This window comes from Hymenobacter sp. B1770, from assembly GCF_049896385.1.
GTDB lineage: Bacteria > Bacteroidota > Bacteroidia > Cytophagales > Hymenobacteraceae > Hymenobacter.
Window position 1 is genome coordinate 208,203 of record NZ_JAFCUF010000002.1, and the last position, 20,901, is coordinate 229,103.

Annotated in this window: 14 protein-coding genes and 1 riboswitch; of the genes, 8 read left to right on the top strand and 6 right to left on the bottom strand. The window is 58.0% G+C overall.

Annotated features, from left to right (window positions below; all coding sequences use genetic code 11):
- Positions 1-19: 19 nt before the first annotated feature.
- Both ACP7AJ_RS04880 and ACP7AJ_RS04885 read left to right on the top strand, forming a co-directional pair.
- Positions 20-2,014, top strand: coding sequence for a putative porin (locus ACP7AJ_RS04880; protein ID WP_426059074.1), 1,995 nt, complete (start codon positions 20-22; stop codon positions 2,012-2,014).
- 10 nt (positions 2,015-2,024) lie between these two features.
- A complete protein-coding gene (locus tag ACP7AJ_RS04885; protein WP_426059075.1) occupies positions 2,025-2,621 on the top strand; it encodes a tRNA-(ms[2]io[6]A)-hydroxylase in 597 nt (198 codons plus the stop codon).
- Positions 2,622-2,713: 92 nt separating this feature from the next.
- Here ACP7AJ_RS04885 and fahA read toward each other — a convergent pair whose 3' ends face one another.
- Entirely contained in the window at positions 2,714-4,000 is a 1,287-nt protein-coding gene (gene fahA / locus ACP7AJ_RS04890; RefSeq protein WP_426059076.1) for a fumarylacetoacetase, read from the bottom strand.
- 69 nt (positions 4,001-4,069) lie between these two features.
- Between fahA and ACP7AJ_RS04895 the strand changes: the two genes are divergently transcribed.
- The 5 genes from ACP7AJ_RS04895 (at position 4,070) to ACP7AJ_RS04915 (ending at position 12,701) form a co-directional block, all read left to right on the top strand.
- The gene (locus ACP7AJ_RS04895) at positions 4,070-4,552 is read left to right on the top strand and encodes an SET domain-containing protein (RefSeq protein WP_426059077.1); all 483 of its coding nucleotides are present in this window, start codon (positions 4,070-4,072) and stop codon (positions 4,550-4,552) included.
- Positions 4,553-4,612: 60 nt separating this feature from the next.
- Entirely contained in the window at positions 4,613-4,741 is a 129-nt protein-coding gene (locus ACP7AJ_RS04900) for a hypothetical protein (RefSeq protein WP_426059078.1), read from the top strand.
- A gap of 282 nt (positions 4,742-5,023) precedes the next feature.
- Positions 5,024-5,120, top strand: a riboswitch (SAM riboswitch).
- Between the two features lie 496 nt (positions 5,121-5,616).
- Entirely contained in the window at positions 5,617-8,649 is a 3,033-nt protein-coding gene (locus tag ACP7AJ_RS04905; protein WP_426059079.1) for a SusC/RagA family TonB-linked outer membrane protein, read from the top strand.
- Positions 8,650-8,663: 14 nt separating this feature from the next.
- Positions 8,664-10,019 carry a RagB/SusD family nutrient uptake outer membrane protein gene (locus tag ACP7AJ_RS04910; protein WP_426059080.1) on the top strand — a complete coding sequence of 452 codons (1,356 nt, stop codon included), beginning with the start codon at positions 8,664-8,666 and terminating at the stop codon, positions 10,017-10,019.
- 39 nt (positions 10,020-10,058) lie between these two features.
- Complete coding sequence (locus tag ACP7AJ_RS04915) at positions 10,059-12,701, top strand: M14 family zinc carboxypeptidase (RefSeq protein ID WP_426059081.1); 2,643 nt, start codon at positions 10,059-10,061, stop codon at positions 12,699-12,701.
- Positions 12,702-13,020: 319 nt separating this feature from the next.
- Here the strand turns inward: ACP7AJ_RS04915 and ACP7AJ_RS04920 are convergent, their stop codons facing one another.
- From ACP7AJ_RS04920 to ACP7AJ_RS04940, 5 genes are all read right to left on the bottom strand, one after another.
- The gene (locus tag ACP7AJ_RS04920; RefSeq protein ID WP_426059082.1) at positions 13,021-13,284 is read right to left on the bottom strand and encodes a NifU family protein; all 264 of its coding nucleotides are present in this window, start codon (positions 13,282-13,284) and stop codon (positions 13,021-13,023) included.
- Positions 13,284-14,387: an Mrp/NBP35 family ATP-binding protein gene (locus ACP7AJ_RS04925; RefSeq protein ID WP_426059083.1), complete on the bottom strand. Its 1,104-nt coding sequence runs from the start codon at positions 14,385-14,387 to the stop codon at positions 13,284-13,286. The genes ACP7AJ_RS04920 and ACP7AJ_RS04925 overlap by 1 nt, the downstream gene beginning before the upstream one ends.
- A 536-nt stretch (positions 14,388-14,923) precedes the next feature.
- Positions 14,924-16,777: a glycoside hydrolase family 2 protein gene (locus ACP7AJ_RS04930; RefSeq protein WP_426059084.1), complete on the bottom strand. Its 1,854-nt coding sequence runs from the start codon at positions 16,775-16,777 to the stop codon at positions 14,924-14,926.
- A gap of 176 nt (positions 16,778-16,953) precedes the next feature.
- Positions 16,954-17,760, bottom strand: a complete 807-nt coding sequence (locus tag ACP7AJ_RS04935; protein ID WP_426059085.1) for a phosphatase PAP2 family protein — start codon at positions 17,758-17,760, stop codon at positions 16,954-16,956.
- Between the two features lie 325 nt (positions 17,761-18,085).
- The gene (locus ACP7AJ_RS04940) at positions 18,086-19,387 is read right to left on the bottom strand and encodes an asparagine synthetase B (RefSeq protein WP_426059086.1); all 1,302 of its coding nucleotides are present in this window, start codon (positions 19,385-19,387) and stop codon (positions 18,086-18,088) included.
- Between the two features lie 159 nt (positions 19,388-19,546).
- On the opposite strand from ACP7AJ_RS04940, the gene ACP7AJ_RS04945 reads away from it, so the two are divergent.
- On the top strand, positions 19,547-20,785 hold the full coding sequence (locus ACP7AJ_RS04945; protein WP_426059087.1) for an ABC transporter permease: 1,239 nt from the start codon (positions 19,547-19,549) through the stop codon (positions 20,783-20,785).
- Positions 20,786-20,901: the final 116 nt, after the last annotated feature.

Sequence of the window (20,901 nt, forward strand, 5' to 3'; positions counted from 1 at the left end):
TCTGCAACGAGGATTTTTGATGACCTGGCCGCGGCTCCAGGCGCTAGCCGGACTGTTGGTGCTGGTTGGGTGGTTGGCAGGCCCTCGTGCTGCTGCCCAGGTGCTCGACGATTCCACCAAGGTTGTGTACGGCCCGAAAACCACGCGCATCATCTACGAGGCCGAAATACTGCGTGATTCTACTTCGGGCACGCCCCTCGATACCACGCTCACGCGCTGGCCACAGAACCGGTTTTGGTTTCACGACACCACGTTTCAGCAAGACTTAGGCGCCGTGGGCACAGCTTCGCGCCCCTTGCTCTACCGGCCCAATCTGCAGCTCGGAGCCCGGTATGGGCGCAATGTCTTCGATAAGTACGCTCGCGATGCCACTACTGTGCCTTACTACGACACGAGGTCGCCGTACTCGTTTTTTCGAGTGCTGCAGTCGGGTGCTGGCGAGCAGGTCTTTGAGTTCAGCTACAGCCGCAGCCTGCGCAAAAACTTCAGCGTAGGCGTGTCCTACGAGCGGATTGCGTCGAACAAGATTCTGGCGGCTCGCTCTTCCCGCGATGGCTTGGTCGAGCATTCCAATCTGCTATTCTTTAGCCGGTTTCAGACCGAGGACGAGCGGTACCATCTGTTGTTCAACTTTACCAACGTGCGCCACCGCGGTATCGAGCAGGGCGGAATCTGGCCGGTGCCGCCTACTGACACAGCCCCCGGCCAGACCAGCCCCGAGGACTTGTTCAACTACGGCCGCGAGCGGGTGTACCTCAATAATGCCGTGAACAACGAGGACCGCGACCAAGTATACTTCACCCAAACCTACCGGCTGCTGGGGCGTGGGCTTACCGTTTATCACACCTTCGACGCCAAGCGTCAGTACAACAACTACTCCGACTCGGAGCTGCGGCGGCAGGAAAACGGCGCGCTGTTGTTTTACCCTAACACACCGCCATACAACGTGAACGCCACCATCGACCGGGCCGAGTTTCGGCAGGTCGAAAACACAGTGGGGGTACTGGGCCGCACCAATGCCGTGGAATACCGCCTGTACGCCCGCGACCGCATCGCGGGCCTCAACACCAAGCGGGCCGATTCCTCAACCGTGGTTGGAAATCCAATAATCAACCTGACGCAGGCTGCCAGCCCACGCAGTTTCAACCAGGTTTTTTTTGGGGGCACTGCCGCGTTTAACTACCGCACCATATATGCCGTGGAAACGGCCGGCGAAGTGCTGGCTTATTCCTTTGGCAATCCCTACCCCAACTTTCCGGAATACTGGCTGCGGGCATCAGTCCGCACGGGGCCGCTTTCAGGCGAGCTTTTGCGCAGTTCCTATTCACCCACGCTCACCCAGCAGCAGTTTGTGGGCAACCACTACCAGTGGAACCACCTCCCCGGCAGCGACAATGACTTTGATAATACCAATACCACGCAGCTTACCGGCCGCTTGCGCCTAAAATTGCCCAGCCTGGGGCGCCTCACGCAGCAACGTTTCGAAGCCAGTGTCAGTGGGGTGAATATTAGCAATCTGGTGTATTATGGCACCGATGCCAAGCCAGTTCAGGAAACGGAAACTGCCCGCAACCTCCTTATCGGCAGAGCCCGGCACCAGGTGCGCTTCGGGCGGGTAAACTTCGATAACGAAGCCACTTACACCCGCGGCGGCGACGTCGATGGTATTCGCATACCCGCGCTCGTAACTAACACCCGTGTGTATTATGAGAGCTATATATTCCGCAAAGCGCTGTTTAGCCAAGTCGGCGCCGAAATGTATTATCAGTCCAGATACCGGGCGTTTAATTACAGCCCTAGCACCCAGCAGTTTTACCAACAAAACACTTTCACTATTCGCAATTACCCGGTAGTAGACGTGTTTTTCTCGGCTGACATCAAAGCCGTAACTGTATTTCTAAAGGTGGCTTATGTCAATCAGGGAATTATGGGCGACGGCTATTTCACTACGCCTTATTATACTGGCTATCCGCGCCGTTTTCAATTAGGGTTGAGATGGGACTTCTTTAATTAGAAACACGAAAATGAAAGAGAAAACCATTCTGAAATTAAAGCTGAATACTGACCCGCGCTGGGTAGATATTGCTGGAAAAAATATTGAAGATATCTTAGTTGACCACGCATGGTGCGAGCAGAAGGCCGCGAGCACGGGCATCAGCATGATTATCCATTATCCGGAGAAAACCCGGCTGGTTGATGAGCTGACAGACCTGGTGGCCGAGGAATGGAGCCACTTCGAAAGAGTGCTCCTGGAGCTGCGCAAACGCGGTTTTGAGTTGGGCCGGCCCCGTAAAGACGAGTACGTGGTGCAACTGCTGGCCCACGTGCGCAAAGGCGGCGCCCGCGAGCGCCAGCTCATGGACCAACTGTTGGTTTCGGCCTTAATTGAGGCACGCAGCTGCGAGCGTTTTAAACTGCTATGGCAAAATATCGCCGACCAGGAACTGAGTAAATTCTATTACGAATTAATGGTCTCGGAAGCAGCGCATTTCGTGAGCTACGTTGATTTAGCCAAGGAATATTGTGACCCAAAACTGGTTGACGAGCGACTGCAGGAGTTGCTGAAAATAGAGGGCGAAATTGTGACGAACCTGCCCGTGCGGGACGACCGAATTCATTAAAAGCAGAGGTGCGCCAAGCAGAACGAGGTTTCGCAAGGGTTGACAATTAATCAACCCTTGCGAAACCTCGTTCTGCTTGGCGCACCCTTGCCCTATTCAGCCGGAAGAATGGCGCCGCGCACTTCCCCAAACCCAATGCGCACGCCATCTTTCTCAGCGTAGCCGCGCATGGTTACGGTGTCGCCATCAAGCAGAAATTTGCGCTCTGAGCCGTCGGCCAGGGGCACGGGACGGGTGCCACGCCACGCCAGCTCCAGCATCGAGCCCAGCGAGTCGGGCGTCGTGCCGCTGATGGTGCCGGACGCGTAGAGGTCGCCAGCTTCGAGGTTACAGCCGTTGGAAGCGTGGTGGGTGAGCTGCTGGGCCATGCTCCAGTACATTAGGCTGAAATTGGAACGGCTGATGGTGGTTTCGGGGCCGCCCGCCGGCGCAAGGCCTACTTCGAGGTTGATGTCGAAGTTGTGCTCACCGCCGTGGTTTAGGTAGGGCAGGGGCGTGGGCTCCTGCACAGGGCCCGCCATGCGGAAGGGCTCCAGGGCATCGAGCGTGACCACCCACGGGGCCAGACTGCTGCCAAAGTTCTTGCCCAGGAACGGGCCCAGGGGCACGTATTCCCAGCTTTGCAGGTCGCGGGCACTCCAGTCGTTGAACAGGCAGAGGCCAAAAATGTGGTCTTCAGCTGCGTCAATTGGCACTGTGCTGCCCAGGGCGGTGCCGGTGCCCACCACGAAGGCCATTTCCAGCTCAAAGTCGAGCTGGCGGCTAGGGCCAAATGTGGGGGTCGTTTCGTCGGGAGCCTTGCGCTGGCCGTTGGGGCGACGGATGGGGGTGCCTGATACCACTATGCTGCTGGTGCGGCCGTGGTAGCCAATGGGCAGGTGGCGCCAGTTGGGCAGCAGGGCATTGGCGGGGTCGCGGAACATGGTGCCCACGTTGGTGGCGTGTTCGATGCTGCTGTAAAAGTCGGTGTAGTTGTTGGGCTTCACGGGCCGGAGCATGCGCACTTCGGTTTGGCGCAATAGGCAGCTGCGCATGGCTTCTTCGTTGTCGCGCAGCTCGGGGGCATCGTGGCGCAGCAGCTCACTCACACGCTGGCGCACAGCGCGCCACGCGGGGCGACCCAGCCGCAAGAAGGCGTTGAGGGAACGCCGGCGAAACACCTTGGGCTGGGCTTCCCCCAACTCGGTCAGGTCCTCAAAAAAGCCGTACTGGCTGGCAGCATAAAGGTCGAGCACATAGCCGCCGATGGCCACTGCCAGGTGCGGCCCCCGCTCGTCGGTTTCGAACACCCCAAAGGGGAGGTTTTGGATAGGAAAGTCGTTGCCGGGCGGAATGTCAATCCAAGAGCGAAGTGCAGGCGAGTTCGGGGAGGTAGCCATGGGGGTGGGGTGGGGTGTGCTGGCAAAAGTAGGGCAGTAGGCCGCTAGTGCGCTGTTCTGCTTTGTTTGGTGCCCGTTTTTTCTAACATTGCCACCTCCTTTATCGGCCAAATTCACATGATTCATCCTGACACCGAATTGCGCTTCATCAGCCCCGAAATCGGCTTAGGCGTGGTCGCCACCAAGCTTATTCCCAAGGGCACTATCGCTTGGATATTCGACTCTTTGGACCAAATTATTTCGCCGCCATGCTTTGAAAGGATGGACCCACTCCAAAGAGTATTTCTGGATAAGTATTGTTACCGCGACCACCACGGGAACTATGCGCTCTGCGGCGACCATGCCCGTTTTGTCAATTACAGCTTTCGCTCGAGCTGCATGAGCACCGCCTACGACTGCGAGTTGGCCGTGCGCGACAGTTTTCTTGGTGAGGAATTGACCGACGACTACGGGTACCTCAATCCCAGCGAGCCGTTCTACTGCGTGCCCGAGCCGGGCTGTGCCCGCACCCAGGTATTGCCCGACGATTTGCTGAATTACCATGCTGAATGAAACGCGCAGCTGCTGGATGCCTTTCAGCATTTCACCGGGGTAGCGCAGCCGCTGCTGCGCTTGCTGGCCCCCGAGTACCGAGCTCGCGTGCAGGCCGTAGCTGCCGGCACCGCCCCGATGGACTCCATTCTGCAGTGCTACTACGATGCCCGCCAGGAGCTAAAGTTGAGCGGCCAGGTGCTTGGCTAATACCAAAGCAAAGGGAAATCGTGAGAAACACTGGGTGGCAGTGCTTAAACACAATAAAAAAATAATTGCAAAATTCCGGGTTTAGGGAAGACTTTAATGTCCTTAATCCCAGGCAAACAATATCGTTTGAAATGCCCTTTTTATTCATGTTTAGCGGGTATTTGAATACTGGTTTAACGACTAGATTATTCTAGGATTTGAATAAAATTCGGGCCTGTAATGAGCAATTCTAAAAAAAGCTCCTTTACATTTGTCCCACAATTCCTTCCAACCAAAGGGTTGTTTTTATACAGAGGCGTGGAGAGACAGGCTCGACGAAACGCCGGCAACCAACGGGGCATCCGCCCCGAAACGGTGCCAAGTCCTGACCATATAAAAACAAAAGCCATGGACTTATTACGTCCCCTCCGCATTTCACCAACCACCTCACTTGCTGCAAAGCAGTGTTGTTGTGCGTCGAGCGCAGCCGCGTGTATGCGGCGGGCCGGTCGGGGATGTTGGGCTTAGTAAGCTTTTAGATTCCTCACCGGCCGTAGTGACTACCGCAGCAAAGTAGCAGCGGGGTCGCGCACGTTTGTTCTGGCCGTTTGCGGCTGCGGGCCAACGTGTTAGTGTCTGCCAGGTGGCAGGCGCAGGTCAATTCTTTCTTTTTCCGGGTAATTCTGCGGCTTTGGGCCGAGCGCCGCTGTGCACCAATGGCAGCCCGGCCCAGCAGCGGAATGCTGCTAAGGCTGCCTTCTGTCTCCTGCTCGGGAGAGAAGGCGCTGGAAGCCAGCGACCCTTTCTATTCCCCTTAATCCTCTCGGGTCTCTTCCGCGTCGCCACTACGTGACGGCTGGCAGCGCGGGACCCACCACCCCCAACTTATAAATCTGATGAAACCAAATACGCTTCGGCGGGTGCTGATTACCCTGCTCTGGGGAGGGGCCACCGCCACCAGCTACGCACAGTCGGAAGGCGGGCCGCAAGTGAGCGGCATTGTTACTGACGCCTCCAGCCATACGCCTTTGCCCGGTGTTACGGTGATGGCCAAGGGCAGCAGTGCCGGCACTACCACCGACGCGAATGGCCAATTTGCGCTGCACGTTTCGGCAGGCTCTGCACTCATTTTCAGCTACGTAGGCTATGCCAAAAAGGAAGTGCAAGCTGGCAGCACGCCACTCGCCATTGACCTTGCCCCAGACTTGCAGCAGCTCGCCGAAGTAGTAGTGACGGGCTACAGCGAGCAAAACCGCAAAACGCTCACCAGCGCCATTAGCTCCGTGAAGGGCGATGCGCTCAAGGACATTCCCGCCGCCAGCCCCGACCAGCTGTTGCAGGGCAAGGCGCCTGGCGTGCAGGTATCGGCCAATTCGGGAGTACCGGGCGGCGGCATTTTCATCCGCATACGGGGCAGCAACTCTGTGAATGCCAGCAACGACCCACTCTATGTGGTCGATGGCGTGTTCATCAACAACACCAATCTCATTGCTACGGGGTTGGGCAACCAGGTATCCGCCAACCCATTGGCCGACCTGAACCCGCAGGACATCGAGAGCATTGAGATTCTTAAGGATGCCAACGCCACCGCCATCTACGGCTCGCGGGGCGCCAATGGGGTTGTGCTCATCACCACCAAGCGTGGCAAAGCCGGCGACAAAACCAGCATCACCTTCAACACCTACCACGCGCTGTCGAAGGCGGCGAAGCAGTACAGCCTGGTGACCGGGCCAGAGCTGGCAGCGTTGGAAAATGAGCGGTTTTTGAACGACGGCGGCAACCCTTCGCAGCTGCCTTTCCGCGCCAAGGCGGCTGGCGGCCGGGGCCTACCAGAAGAACAGCAGACTTACGACCGACTCAGCGACGTTTTCCGCACGGCCCAAACGCACAGCTACGAGCTGTCGGCAGCCGGGGGCTCAGCCAAAACCCAGTTTTACATAGGGGCGGGGTACTTCTCCCAGGAATCCATCGCCCGGCCCAGCGCCTTCAACCGGTTTAGCTTGCGCGTAAACCTGGATAACTCGGTGACGGACAAGTTGCGCATCGGCACCAGCACCGCGCTGGCCCGCACCCACCGCAACGTGAGCAGCAATGATAACAACCCCGTGGGCGTCATCAACTCGGCTCTGTTTCCGCGCACCAATCTGCCGATTTACAACCCCGATGGCAGCTATGCCAAATACGGTTCGTTCGACAACCACCTAGCCCTCATCAACAACCTGAACAATGACGCTGTGGGCTCGCGCGTCATCTCCAATGTGTACGGGCAGTATGCGCTGCTCAAGAACCTGACCCTGCGCAGCAGTTGGAGCATCGACTTCAACGACATGTACGAGAACAACTTCAACAACACCCTGATACTGGCTGGTCAGCCCCGGGGCACGGCGTCCTCGTTTCTGTCACGCGACATCACCTTGCTCAACGAGCAGACGCTGAATTACAACGTCAACTTTGGTGAAAACCACTCGCTGCAAGCCCTGGTGGGCAATACGCTGCAGCAAAACACCTTCCAGCGGACCAGCCTGGCGGGGCAGCAGTTTCCCGGCAATGACTTGACCACCATTGCTTCGGCCGCTACCCAAACGGGTTCTTCGGCGCGCTCACAGGCTGGGCTTGTTTCGTTTTTCGGCAAAGCCACTTATTCCTTTAAGGAGCGCTACACCGCCGATGTAAGCGTGCGTGCCGATGCCTCATCCCGCTTCGGGCGCGACAACCGCTGGGGCTATTTTCCGGCTGTGGGCCTGGGCTGGCGCCTGGGCGAAGAAAGCTTCATTCAAGATTTGAATATTTTCCAGGAGCTGAAGCTGCGCGGCAGCTTAGGCCGTACGGGCAACCAGGCCGGCATCAGTGACTTCGCATCCTTGGGCCTGGTGCAGGGTGGAGCCAACTACCTCGACCTGCCGGGCACGGCCCCGCTGCAGCTTGCCAACCCCAACCTGAGCTGGGAATCGACCCAGCAGTGGAACGTGGGCCTCGACGCGGCGGTGCTGCAAAACCACTTGCTGCTGGAGCTTAATTATTACGACAAGTACACCTCAGGCCTGCTGCTGAACGTGCCGGTGCCGCGCAAAACCGGCTTCTCCTCGGTAGTAGAAAACTTCGGCGCTGTGAGCAACAAGGGCATCGAAGTACAACTTACCGCTAGCTGGCTACCCAAAACCACCGCCGTGCAGTGGAACACCACCTTCAACGTGGCCCGCAACGTGAACAAGATTGAAAAGTTGGCGGCCCCCATCACCACGGGCTCGCGCGATATTTTCCGGTTGGAAGAGGGTGCCCCGCTCTACTCGTTCTGGCTGTACAACCAGACCGGCGTGAGCCGCGAAAACGGCGACGCCCAGTACGAAGACGTGAACGGCGACGGCCGCATAACCGTGGCCGACCGCAAGCTGGTGGGCAATGCTTGGCCCAACTATTTCGGCGGAGTTACCAACTCAGTCAACTTCAAAGGCCTCGATTTTGGCTTCACGCTCAACTTCGAGCAAGGAGCGAAAATCATGAATATGAACCGCTTTTTCCTGGTGCACGGCGGCACGCAAAGCAACATTGGCTACCTAAGCGAGCAGCTGCAGCGCTGGCAGAAGCCCGGCGATGTCACCGAAATCCCGCGCCTGACTTCGGTAGCGTCCAGCAACAACTACGGCGGCGTAGTACAGAACCTGAGCGACCGGTACCTAGAAGATGGTTCTTTCCTGCGCGTGCGCACCCTTTCCCTAGGCTACACCCTGCCCAAAGAAACCATTGCCCGTGTGCACCTGAATTCGCTGCGGGTGTACGTGCAGGCCGCTAACCTATTCACTTTCACGCCCTACTCGGGCCTCGACCCGGAGGTGAACTCCCAAAGCGGCGTAAGCAATACCAAAAACTTCGACTGGGCCACCGTGCCCCAGCCGCGCACTGTGCAGGTGGGCGTGACCGTCGGACTTTAATCCTATCAATCAAGATGAAACAGACCATCACCTGCCTGCTTGTTGTTTCGCACCTGGCTGCGGCTTCTCTGGGCCTCGCGGCCTGCGACAGCCTGCTCGAGCCCACGCCGGCCCAGCAGCTCCCGGCCGATAAGGCGATAACGGACGCCGGCAGTGCCCGCGCCGCCACCATTGGCGTCTACGACCAGGTGCAGGCCTACTACCGCCTCAATTGGCCCGTTCTCGGCTTCCTGCCCGGCGAAAACGTGCGCTTCAACGGCACGCTGAACCAGTTTTTACAAATCGACCAAAACCAGCTCAGCGCCGACAACGTGCTCATTACCGAAGCCTGGACGCAGATGTACCAGGCCGTGAACGGCGCCAATAACCTGATTGCTGCCCTGCCGGGTATCAACGACCCGCTGCTGCCTGCTGCCGAGAAAAACCAGCTGCTGGGCGAAGCCCATTTCCTGCGGGCATTGGTGTACTTCGACCTAGGCCGCGGCTGGGGCGGCGTGCCCTTAGTGCTTACGCCTACCCGCACCAAGGAAAATGGGCAGGGTATCCGCCGCAGCACCCTGGCCCAGACCTACGACCAAGTGCTGGCCGACCTGACCCAGGCCGAAACCTTGCTGCCCGACGGTGCCACCCGCAACCGTGCCGTGAAAGCCACGGCCCGTGCCCTGCGCGCCCGCCTGCACCTCTACCGCCAGCAGTGGGCCCCCGCCGAAACCTATGCAACGCAGGTTATTGGCAGTAGCAATTACCGGCTGGTTACGCCTTATCGGGCTTTCTCTACGGCGCCCTTCCTGAGCCAGGAATCGGTATTTGAGCTTACGTTCAGCAATTCCGACGCCAACACCATGTGGAACAATTGGTTTCCCAGCGCGCTGGGCGGGCAGTTTAACTTCCAGCCCGTGCCCGCTGCCATAGCGCAGTTGAACGACCCCGCCGTGGGCGGCACCCGCTCCGCTTTGTTAGCTTCCACAATTATTGCCGGGTCCAGTGTCACCTATGGCAACCTCTATAGCCGTTCGGCCCAACGCGACGACCCCAGCTACGTGCTGCGTCTTGCTGAGCAATACCTCATCCGTGCCGAAGCGCGTGCCCGCTTAGGCAAACTGCCCGAGGCCATTGCCGACCTGAACGCGGTGCGCGCCCGGGCCGGCCTGTCCTCAACCACCGCCACTACCGCTGACCAGCTCCTGCTGGCCATTGAAAACGAGCGAAAAATAGAGTTTGTCTTTGAGGCCGACCGCTGGTTCGATTTGGTGCGCACCGGCCGCGCCGGCGAGGTGCTCGGCGTCACGGACCAGCGCCGCTGGCTGTTTCCCATTCCCTTCAACGACCTAGTTGCCGACCGCGACCTGGAACAGAACCCCGGGTATTAATTCTTAATGCCCCAGTACTTCTTCTGAGCACCCATTCTCATGTTGAAATCTTCTTTTGCAATTGCTCTCTTGTCGCTTGGCCTGGGCTTCACGGCACCGGCTGTGGCCCAGACCAGCTACTACTTCCCCACGGCCCAAGCCGGCAGCTTCGATGCCAAGGTGCCCACGCCAGAGCAGTTTTTGGGGTATCCTATTGGCTCGCACTACACCCGCACCGACCAGATTGTAGCCTACCTGCGCGAGCTGGACCGCGTGTCGGACCGAGTGAGCCTGCGGGTGCTCGGCACCACGTTTGAGGAGCGGCCCCAGGTGGTAGCTACTATCACCACGCCCGAGAACCAGCAGAATCTGGCTAAGCTGCAGCAGGCCCGCCGCGCGCTCGTTGACCCCAAGCTGGCGGCGCCCGACTACCGCAAGCTGCCCGTGGTGGTGAGCCTGAACTTTGGAGTGCACGGCAACGAAAGCTCTTCTTCGGAAGCAGCCTTGTTGCTGGCATATTACCTCACGGCGTCTACCAGCCCCGAAACCCTGCAGTGGCTGGAGCAGTCCGTCATCACCATCGACCCGCTGGAAAACCCCGACGGCCGCGACCGCGCCTCGCACTGGTTTGACCAGAATAAGTCGTGGCCCAATGTGACCGACCCGCTCGACCGGGAGCACACCGAGGCTTGGCCCGGCGGCCGTACCAACCACTTCTACACCGACCTAAACCGCGACTGGCTGCCCCTAACCCAGCCCGAAAGCCGCGCCCGCATGGCTTTCTTCCACGAGTGGTATCCCAACGTGATGATAGACTTTCACGAAATGGGCACCAACGGCACCTATTACTTTGAGCCATCCAAGCCCTTAAGTACCGAAAATGACCTCATTCCACGGGCTACCTACGAGGTGCTGAACGTGCACATGGCTAAGTACTTTGCCAAGGCTCTGGACAACCTGGGCTCCCTGTACTGGACCAAAGAGCAGTTCGATAATCTTTCGCCCATTTATGGCTCTACTTATCCGGATTTTCAGGGTGGCGTGGGCATCACATTTGAGGTGGGCAGCTCGCGCGGTTTGGCCCAGGAAGGCACAAACGGCGTGGTGACTTTCCCATTCACTATTCGCAACCACGTGGCTACGGGCCTGGCCACCGTGCGTGGGGCGGTGGAAGAAAAAGAGCTTTACCTGCGTCATCAACGCGATTTCTTTACCTCGGCTCTGACCGATGCGCGGAAGTTTCCGACCAAAGCCTATGTCTTCGGCAACGCCCAGGATGAAACGCTGACTAACAAGTTTCTGGAGCTCCTGCTGCAGCACAAAATTCAGGTACACGAGCTGAGCCAGAACGTGACCCTCGATAAGCAGCGCTTTGAAAAGGTCAAGGCTTACGTGGTGCCCACCAACCAGCCGCAGTACCGCATTGTGAATTCCCTGTTTGAAGAGCTGACCACCTTTCACGACAGCGTGTTTTACGACGTCACGGGGTGGAGCCAGGCCCACGCCTATGGCTTGGCCGTGTCAAAGCAGAAAAATGCCAGTCTGGTGCAGGGGGCTGCGGTGCAGGCTCCCAAAACGTTGACCGGCACTGTGCGCGGTGGCCAAAGCAGCTATGCCTACCTCTTACCTTGGTCGGACTACAACGCGCCCCGTGCTCTCACTGCCCTGCAACGGGCCGGCCTCGTGACCAAAGTCAGCTTCAAGCCCTTCAGCGCGGGCACGGCCGAGAGCCATACCGATTTCGGCTATGGAACGCTGGTGATTCCCGTGGCCACTCAGCAACTCCCAGCCGACTCAGTGTTTCAGATTGTAAGCCGCGTGAGCCGGCAGAATCAGGTTGCGTTTACCAGCGTGGGCACGGGCTTCAGCCTGAGTGGCATCGATTTGGGGTCCAACAACGTGCGCACCGTGCCCGAAACCAAAGCGGCAATACTGGTGGGGCAAGGCACTAATGCTTCGGAAGTAGGCGAGGCCTGGTTTGTGGCCAGCCAGCAACTCGGGCTGCCCCTGAGCCGGATTGAGGTCGGCAATTTTGGGCGGGCGCCCCTGGGCCGCTACACCAGCATAGTGCTGGTAGGCGGCAACTATGCAACCCTGGACAAAGCCGCCGTGGACAAGCTGCGCCGCTGGGTGCAAGAGGGAGGCACCCTTATCACCCTAAAAAACGCTTCCGAGTGGGCCATCAAGCAGGGCATTGTCAAAGAAAAGCTGCTGACTTCTGCCAATGCTGGCTGGGCCGATACCACCGCCACCGCCAATGGCAAGCCAGCTGCTCCGCGCCGGGCCGACTTTGTGCAGCAGGAGCAGGAGGGGACCCGCGCTATTGCTGGCTCCATTTACATGGCCGATATCGACATCACCAACCCCATCGGCTTCGGACTAACGAGCCGCCGCTTGTACGTATTCCGCAACGGCACCACCTTCCTAAAGCCCAGCCGCAACCCCTACGCAACCGTGGTGCAGTACAACGCCAAACCCTTGGTGAGTGGATATGTTTCTCAGGCTAACCTGCGGCAAATTGGCAACTCCGCTGCGGTAGTAGTAAGCAAGACAGGGGCCGGGCGCGTAGTGCTTTTTGCCGACGACCCCAACTTCCGGCACTACTGGCACGGTACTTCCCGCCTGTTCATAAATGCCCTGCTGCTGGGTTCGCTGGTGAATTTGCCGGAAGGCCCCGCCGCAATCTCGGCCGAGGAAGAATAGGCAGCCGGTTAAGCAACTGGTCGGCATCAGCCGCGCAAACTTGAATTGCGCATGGGTATAGGCTTTAGCGCAATAGCCAGCATACTCGTGCACAAGTAACCGAATAAAACAGAACGGTCATGCGGAGCTTGTCGAAGCATCTCTGCCACGAGAGTAACTCAAATGTGAGGTAGAGATGCTTCGACAAGCTCCGCATGACCACCTTTTCGGTATTAATATTTTTGCGCTAGCACTTAAAATTTAATGCCTCCGAAACAGGCCCCTTCTCATTGGAGAAGGGGCCTGTTTCGGAGGCATTAAATTTTAAGTTAGTAAGCTACTACCGGGCTTCTACTGCTATGATTTCAGGCACGGCTTTCTTCACCGTGTCTTCAAGGCCAGCTCGCGTCATGGTCGACATGGGGCAAGCCCCGCAGGCCCCTTGCCATTCAAGTTGGAGCACGCCTTCCGGCGTGATGTTGGCTACGCGCACGTTGCCGCCGTCGGTGGCCAGGTAGGGGCGCAGGGTGTCCAGAGCTGCCTCAACACGGGGCATCAGCGGGTGGTCGAAAACAGGGGCGGAGGTTGGGATGTCCAGAGACATTATGGATTCATTTGCACGACGGCCGTTTTAGGGGCCACGTTGTTTCGAATACTAACTTGGCGGGCTACTGCCTCAGCCAAGTCAGAGAAAAGGCGGCCGACCACCGACTCGGGGTCCAGTACGGCGGGTTGGCCCTGGTCACCGTTCTCGCGGATGCTCTGCACCAGCGGCAACTGGCCCAGCAGGGGCACATCGTGTTGGGTAGCCAGGCGCTGACCGCCGTTCTCACCAAAAATAAAGTATTTATTCTCGGGCAACTCGGCGGGCGTGAACCAGGCCATGTTCTCAACAATGCCCAGCACGGGCACGTTGATTTGCGGCTGGCGGAACATCTGCAGACCTTTCTGGGCGTCGGCCAGGGCTACTTTCTGCGGCGTCGTCACGATGACGGCTCCTGTTACCGGCACGGTTTGCACCAGCGTGAGGTGAATGTCAGAAGTGCCAGGCGGCAGGTCGAGCAGCAGGTAATCCAACTCGCCCCAGTCTACTTCGGTGATAAACTGCTTTAGCGCCGACGAAGCCATAGGGCCGCGCCACACAATGGCCGATTCGGCCGGCGCCAGAAAGCCGATGCTCATCAGCTTTACTCCATATTTCTCAATGGGGCGAATTAGATTTTTACCATTCGGACCCTGAAACACATGGGGCGCTTCGTTCTCGACTCCAAACATAACGGGCATGCTCGGGCCGGAAATGTCGGCATCCACCAAACCCACTTTAGCACCGGTAGCCGCCAAGGCTACCGCCAAGTTGGACGTAACCGTGCTTTTGCCCACGCCGCCTTTGCCCGAAGCAATGGCAATGATATTTTTTACGCCGGGCAAAAGGTCCCCGCGGTTGTTCCGCAGCGTGGTCACACGCGATGTCATCGTGATAACGACGTTCGCATCTTTGTCCACCATCGTGTGTATGGCGCGCTCGCAAGCGTCGTGAATGAGCTGCTTAAGCGGGCAGGCAGGAGTGGTCAGTACCACCGTAAACGCGACGGTCAGGCCGCTAATCTCTATGTTCTCAATCATATTGAGCGTAACGAGGTCTTGGCCCAGGTCGGGCTCTTCCACGTAGCTCAGTGCTTTGAGAACTGCTTCTTTGGTTATGGTCATGTTGCAAGCATCGCGCCCGGAAATGGCGCGGTGCAAAGATAACCCCGGAAGCGCCGGCCGGGTTCGCACGGCATGGATATTGCTTTTTTATGAACTCATTCAATTAATTGCAATAAATCCAGTTTTGCCCCCCATCTTTACCGTCTCATTGTAGTCATCATTTTTTATAACATTTGCATTCTATCTCTACTTCTTTTTTACTCCGTCCTTATATGCAGCACGTTGACAAAAATCCAAGCATCAGCCACGAAGAGCTAAGCTGTCTTATTGATATGTTCGCCGAGGAGGAGCAATTAGTCATATTCGAGCTTGTGGTACCCGTAGGTGCCAAAGTTCCGGCTCCCCGCCAGCACGTGGAAATGGCAAAGCTGGTCGTTTCCCAGACTTCTATAACTAGCACCGTACCCGCTAAAGCTGCCGCCCCGCTTCGGGTTAATAACACGGCAATGAGCGCAGCGTGGTGTGTTACTGCTACACTGACCGCCCCGCAGTCGGCCCGGTAGCTCCGAGCCGACTGTCTTGTAAGGAAGGTTGCACTATTTCAGGTATTGCATCTGACGCGAAGCCAGAAGGCCGGCCGGCACACTGAGTTCGCCAGTGTGCGGGTCGATTAGACCGTTGCGCTCGTCTTCGATGTTGGTGGCCTGGGTGTACACGTCGCCGGCGATGGGGCGGCTGCGCAACTCCTGCTTGAACGCGCGAATGCTGTTGGTGCGCGACTCGGCGTCTTGCGGTCCCCCATAATCGGGGAAGCCGAAGCCGCCCCATTCGCTCACTACCAGGGGCACCTGGCGCCGGTAGAAGAACGGGTCGCCCACGACCAGGGGAAACGCGGCCGTGCCTTCCATTTCGCCACCCACCAGGCGGTCAAGCAACTCTTTCCACCGGGCCAGGTCTGGCGTGTAGAGGTGGGCCGTGAGCAGGTCCGACTTCAGGCGGCCCCTGGAAGAAATGTGGTGCCAGCCGTCGTTATCGACTACCAGGAATTGCGGATACGAAATCTGCATGAAGTGGTAGGCGTCCACAATGTACTGGCGCGTTTCCGGGTTGGTGGCAATGTCCTGGGCACCCCAGTCTTCGTTGTACAAGCTCCAGATAATAATGGAGGGGTGCGTTTCGCTCAAGGTCACGAGCCGCAGCAACTCGGCGCGGTGATTTTCGCGGCTGCGGGGCGTGGAGCTGTGCGGGCTGGGTACCTCCACCCACAGCAGCAGGCCCAACTCGTCGGCCAGGTTGTAGATGCGGGGGTCGACCCCCGCAATGTGCACGCGTACCAGATTGCAGCCTAGTGCCTTCATAGCGTGCATGTGGCGCTGCATCTCCTCAAAGGTGGCCTGGCCGGGCTGGTACAGGATGCCGTCGAGGTAAACGGCCTCATTGTTCAGGTACACGTAGCGCCCGCGGGATTCAATTTTGCGCAGGCCAAACAGTGTTTCAATCTGGGCTTCGTACCCTTCGCTGTCGATGAGCTGGGCCACGAGTCGGTACCGGTGCGGGGCCTCCGGCGACCACAGCTCGGCGCTGGGCACCTCCAGCACCAGGCGCTGCTGCCACTGACCGGGTTCGAGGTACAAAGGGAAGTCGGAAGACGCCAGCGGCTCTGTCCGACCGTGAGTTTGCGGGTCAAACACCTGCAGGCGAATGGTGTAGTGCCCTGGGTCGTGAATGCGCAGCGTCATGTTGAAGCGCACCAGTTGGTCTTCCACGATGCTGACCACACCCACACGGGAGCGGAGGCGGTTGCGCTCCACCACTTCCAGCCACACACTGCGCACGGCCCCTGTATAGGTTTGGTACCAGATGCCGCCGCGCTTGTACACGTGCGACTCCTGCTTGCCACGGGGCGTTTCAGCATCCATGGTGTCGGCAATGCGCACGGTAAGCCGGTTTACCAGGTGCAGGTTGTTTTCGTCGAGCTCGTAGGTAAAAGAGGTGTATTCACCGTAGTGCACGTCTTCGCCTTCGATGGTTTTAAGGAGCTGTCCATTAAGCCACACCCGGGTTTCATAGCCGCAGGCACCAAAAGTGAGCTGTAGCATCGAGCGGGCCTGGGGCTCGTCTACCTCGGGCAGGTTGAACTCCCGCTCGTACCACACCACAACCTGGTCTTGCCAAGCCGCGGAGCCTTGCTGGCCGCGCGCCTGCGCGAGGTGCTCTTCCACCGAGCCGGGCCACTGGGCCGTGTGCTCGTAATTATGACCCAGGGCCCAGTTTTCGCTTAATCCAACGTCGGCATCGTCGTGGGCAAAGCGCCACGTGCCATCAAGCAGCACGTGGTTGTTCATGCGCAGAACCGCTCGAGGCAAGGGGTTTACAGCAGGCTCTTCAGTCTGAACCTCTTCGGTGCGAATTGCAGAGAGTGAGTAGTTGGATGAATGCAGGTCTTCCATGCGGAGCGAAGGAGGGTGAGAGGGCAGCAATGCTTTGACAGATTCAAAGCTCAGCCTGAAAGCATCTAACGGCCCAAACGGCCGGAATGATGCAACAAGCCCAAATTGTGCCCCTATTAAGTGACCTCCCCCGAAAAAGAGCTGTTTATTTGACCTGTATAAGGGCCGCTGAGCCGCTAGGGTTGAATGGCCATTGCTAGCCCTGCGCCACCCCCCGCCACATAGGTCGGAATCAGGAGCATCTTTTGCGCCAGGCGCTGGGGCAATAGCTTGGTAAGGGCGGGGTAAATGTGCCAAACCGTTTCTGCCGACAGAAATCCGACGGCTGCTCCGGCCAGCACATCGGTAGCCCAGTGCTTGTTGCCTAGCACCCGCATGGTGCCGGTGGCGGCGGCCACAGCGTAGCCGCTCACGCTCAGCCACGGGTATTGGCGCCCGTACTGCTCATGCAGCAGGGTGGCAGTCAGAAATGCCTGCGAGGTATGCGACGACGGAAATGACGTTAAGTCACGGGCGTTGTCGGGGCGGGCCGAGGCAGTGATGCGCTTCATGTTACTTACCACCGTCCCGTCCAGCTCATGCGCAAGCAAGTAGATAATGGTGAACCCGGCTGCCGTGCGCGTGCCCTTGTGGCCGGTGGCCAGCATGGCGTAAGCAGCTGCGAGCGGCGCATGGCGGGTATAGTCGTCCAAGCCTCTGGCGTCGAATTTTGGAAAGAACTGCCGCGTGCGCAACTGCATGTCTTGCTTGGCTTGGCATAGGGTGTAGCTGTACACCGGGCTGTGGGCTAATATGCCCACTCCCAACACAACCGAAGGCACCAACACGCGCAAAGCAGCCGAGCGCAGGTGCTGCTTGTGCTCAATAATTTTTACGGAGTCGGCAGCAGAGAGAGGAATGCGTACCTGCGCTTTAGCAAGTTGTACTTGCGAGATAAAAACGGACCAGGGAAACAACAAGAGCAAAATGCTGCGGATATGCATAAATTATAATTTGACCAGAGTTGTGGCCATGAAAGTTATGCATTTATTGGAAATAATTTAATGTAGAGTGGTGGAATGAATAAATTTTTTATTTCAATTATGTTAAAAAAGCCCGGCCACGATTAGCAATAATCGTGGCCGGGCTTTTTTAACATAATTTAGGTTGTTTTGCTAAAACAGCTTTATGGGTGCTGTTCATCATCAGCATGCAGCAAAAGCCGTACAGCACCCCCGTCAGCATACCGAGAATAAGCAAACGAATAGGTGTTGCCAATCATATGGAAGGCATGGCAGGAGCCAGCTAAGTACAGGTCCACTAGGCCGCTTAGGTCTTTTGCTTCTTTTTCTTGGCTGCCGGAAACAAAATGTTATTCAAAATCAGCCGGTAGCCCGGCGAATTGGGGTGAAGGGACAAATCGGTGGGGTCTTCTCCCACCAGGTGCTGGTAGTCTTCGGGGTCGTGGCCGCCGTAGAAAGTCCAGGTGCCTTTGCCCAGGGTGCCGTGGATGTAGCGCGCCTCGCCGGTTTGCTTGGTGTCGCCCATTACCACCACATCGGATTTGATGAGGCGCTTTCGGAAGGCCGTGGTTTGGCCCATAAACCCGTGGATGGTCTTCTCATGATTTTGGCACAGCATGGTAGGCACCGGGTCGTACTTGGCCGAGAAGGTGAAAAGCGAGAAGTAATCGTTCTGCTCACCGAGGCCGCGCTCGTTGGGCTGCATGTCGATGTTGGAGTACTCGTACTCGAAGGGGTTGCGCACCAGCTGGAAATTCTCGAAAGCTAGGCTGCGGTTATAGTTGAGCTTGGACTGGGCCGCAGGGTCGGCGGGGTCACCGTCGTACATGCTTTCAACCATGTCGACGCCCAGGCCGGCCAAGGCGATGTCGTAGCTATCGGTAGCTGAGCACATGGCAAACATGAAGCCGCCACCGGCAATGAATTCCTGCATCTTCACGGTAACGGCGCCCTTCATCTGGCTCACCTTGGCAAAGCCGTTGCGCTTGGCGGTGGCTTCGGCGTCGCGCTGCTGCTGCTGATACCAAGGATAGTTGCGGTAAGAGGCGTAGAATTTGCCGTACTGGCCCGTGAAATCCTCGTGGTGCAAGTGCAGCCAGTCGTATTTGGGCAGGGTGCCGGCCAGTACTTCGTCGTCGTAAATCTGCGTGTAGGGAATCTCCGCGTAGGCAAGGACCATGGTCACGGCATCGTCCCAGGGCTGCTTGCCCTTGGGGGTATAAACCGCAATTTTGGGCACTTTCTCCAGCTTCATTACGTCCATGTTGGCGTTGGGGTCGGCTATTTCCTGGAGAATGCTGGTATACTCGGCCTCACTGATTACCTGGAAGGTAACTCCGCGCACGGCGAGCTCATTTTCGGCCCCGGCGGTAGACTCAAACGCGAAAGCGCCCCCCCGGTAGTTTAGCAGCCAGTCGACCGGTACCTCGCGCTGGAGCAGCCAAAAAGCAACCCCATAGGCTTTCAGGCACTCTTTTTGGGTGTTATCCATGGGGATGAACACGTGGTTGGCACGGGCCGCTAAGGGGCCCGCTACACCGGCCACAGCCACGAGCAGAGAGAACAGAAGACGCTTGAGCAACATGATTTTTGAGAGAAAGAAACGCATTAACCCAACGGGGTTGCGGCGCCGGTGGTTCAAGTTAAGGCTCGGTCGCCGAACTTTGGAACCGGTGGCGCGAAGCCTTGGCTTCGTGTTTGGCCCCATCTCCCACTTCAACGGCCGTTCAACGCCGCGAAGCTCTGGCTTCGCACCACATACCAGCCCATGAGTCCTTTCGAAAACGTCCGCGAAGCGTTCCGCTCCATTCGGGCCAATTTGCTGCGCACCATTCTGACGGCGCTGATTCTGAGCATCGGCTTGTTTGCCTTGGTGGGCATTCTGACCGGTATCGATGCCATGAAAAACTCGCTGTCTGAAACCTTTGCCAGCCTCGGCGCCAATTCCTTCGACATTCGTGCCAAGGGCTACAGCAACCGGGGGCGGCGCGGGGGCGTGCAGGCCAAGCAATACGCGCCCGTCAATTATCTGCAAGCCAAGCTCTATAAGAAAGCCATGGGCGATGATGCCCAGGTGGGGGTGTCCGCGTTCATCGCCGGCGCCGTGGAGATGAAGGCCAACGGCACCAAAACCAACCCCAACATGCAGGTGGTGGCCGGCGACGAAAACTACCTCAAAATCCAGGGGTACAACCTGGCTAGCGGCCGCATCTTTTCACAGGCCGAGCTCAGCAACGGCGCCAACGTGATGATAGTAGGCGAAGAGATTCGCCTGAAGCTGTTTCCCCGGCAAAGCCCGATTGGCCAGTACGTGTCGGCCCTAGGGCGGCGCTTTCAAATAATCGGCCTGCTCGAAAAAAGCGGGAGCAGCATGGGCGGCGGGGGCGCCGACCGCCTAGCCCTGCTGCCACTGGAAACCGGCAACCAGATGCCCCGGCAGCGCGCCCTCACCTATGACATCAAAACGGCAACCGACGAGCAGGGCACCCTCAACTTTCTCATTGGCCAGGCCACTGGCGTGATGCGGGCTGTGCGCCACGACAAGCTGGGCCAGGAAGACAGCTTTGTGGTTGAGAGCAGCGAGTCTTTGGCTTCCGACCTGGATGCTATTTCGGGCAAGGTGAAAATCGGCGGCAGCATCATGGCATTTATTACGCTGCTTGGCGCCAGCATTGCCCTCATGAACATTATGCTGGTTTCGGTGACGGAGCGCACGCGCGAAATCGGTATCCGCAAGGCGCTGGGAGCAACGGCCGTCCAGATTCGGCAGCAGTTTCTTATCGAAGCCATTGTAATCTGCCTGCTTGGGGGCACGCTGGGCATAGTGCTGGGCGTGCTGGGCGGTAACGGCGTGGCCAAGTTTGTGGGCTCCGGCTCCTTTCTGGTGCCGTGGGTGTGGATGATTGCGGGCCTGGTTATCTGTGTGGGCGTGGGGCTGGCCTCGGGCTATTACCCCGCCAGCAAAGCCGCGGCGCTCGACCCCATTGATTCGCTCCGCTACGAGTAGCGGAGTCCCAGCCATTACGGGCCCCGGCATGAACTACCATTGTTGGTAGGCACGCCGGGGCCCGCTTCGTTTATGCGAGATTTGAAAGGCGGCTAAAACTATTTTTATACATTTGC